The sequence below is a fragment of the Streptomyces sp. D2-8 genome (assembly GCF_023184515.1).
Classification (GTDB): Bacteria; Actinomycetota; Actinomycetes; order Streptomycetales; family Streptomycetaceae; genus Streptomyces.
This window is the reverse complement of sequence record NZ_JAAHBP010000061.1, coordinates 1-1,421: the sequence shown is the minus strand read 5'-3', so window position 1 is coordinate 1,421 and position 1,421 is coordinate 1. Positions and strand designations below refer to the sequence as shown.

At 67.3% G+C, this 1,421-nt stretch carries 1 pseudogene; it reads left to right on the top strand.

The window, feature by feature from the left end:
• Positions 1–406 (top strand): annotated as a pseudogene (locus G3I77_RS40490) (YncE family protein); the annotation flags it as partial.
• Positions 407–1,421 lie beyond the last annotated feature (1,015 nt).

Here is a 1,421-nt window from a genome sequence, read left to right as displayed (position 1 = left end):
GGGTGTGGCGGTCTCCCCGGACGGTGCCCGTGCCTACGTCACCAACTCGGCTTCGGACACTGTGTCGGTGATCGACACCGGCACCAACATGGTCACCGCCACCATCCCAGTCGACCTAGCACCGCTGGGTGTGGCGGTCTCCCCGGACGGTGCCCGTGCCTACGTCACCAACTCGGCTTCGGGCACTGTGTCGGTGATCGACACCGGCACCAACACCGTCACCGACACCATCACCGTCGACGGTAGCCCGGTTCGCGTGGCGGTCTCCCCGGGCGGCACCCGTGCCTACGTCACCAACTCGGCTTCGGGCACTGTGTCGGTGATCGACACCAGCACCAATACCGTCACCGCCGCCGTCCCCGTCGGCAGCGCCCCGGTGGGCGTGGCCATCGCACCCACCACCTGACGAGAGCGACGAGGCGGAGGAGCCGTTACAGCCCTTCACCAGTCCGGGCGGACTCGGCAAGCTTGAACGCCACGACCGGACCAGCCGCGCGGTCGGTGACCTTGACCAGCAGCCACACAGTAGCCAAGGTCACCAAGTCCGCAGGCAGCCGGCCGTGGACCTGGCCACGTTCACAAGCTTGACCTGCGACTCGGCCCGCGCTCTGCGTAACGACGACTCCCGACGCACCAACCCGGTCGCCTCGCCCTGAATGATTTCGTGAGCCGATCTCGGAGATCAGGTCCAGTCTCGCGCGGAAATAGCCGACATTCACACGTGGTCCCTGCGTTGGGCGGGGACCACACCGTGGGGAGGCTCCTCCGCGGAGCCCGGTGGCCGGCTTATGGCCGGCGCCGAACCATCGCGATCACCCGATGGGTGGAGTGTCCCGTACTCTCCGGTGGCAGCGCGTCCGGGCGGCGGCTGAGCGCAGCTGCTGGACGATTCTTCGATCGCCGTGGTGCGCTGTGCTGATCCGGGCAGGGTCAGCCATGACACCGGGGGCCTCCACAGGCGGTGATCGTCGGCGGGCTCATCCCGCCCTCCAGCGGTGCCCCGCGCAGGTAGCCGCTGGGCCGCTGAAGCGGGAGCTGTTGGGAGAGTGACGACATGGCCGATTGGTCAGGGGATCCGGCGACTGCCTGCCGTGCCGGTGCTCTGACGGCTTGTTGCCCGCGCGACTGCCGTGACCGTCCGCTGTCACGCTCGTTGCCTAATGGCCCACTTGCGAGGACAGGAGCGGGTCGTACCTCTTTCTCAGCGCTGTTTTTCCAGGTCATGGCCGAGTTTTACGGCCAGTTGGTGTGGGCTCCTCAGGCTTGGCCCATTACGAGGCATCCGCAACGGGGGTACTCCGTTTGGGTGGTTGGTGGTGGGGGTGTCTTGTCACCCGGTTGGGTGTGTGGGTCACTGAGAGTGTGAACCGGCGGGCTGCCCATCCCCGTGCCGGGGGAACGCTTGAGACGGGCAGCCGTTT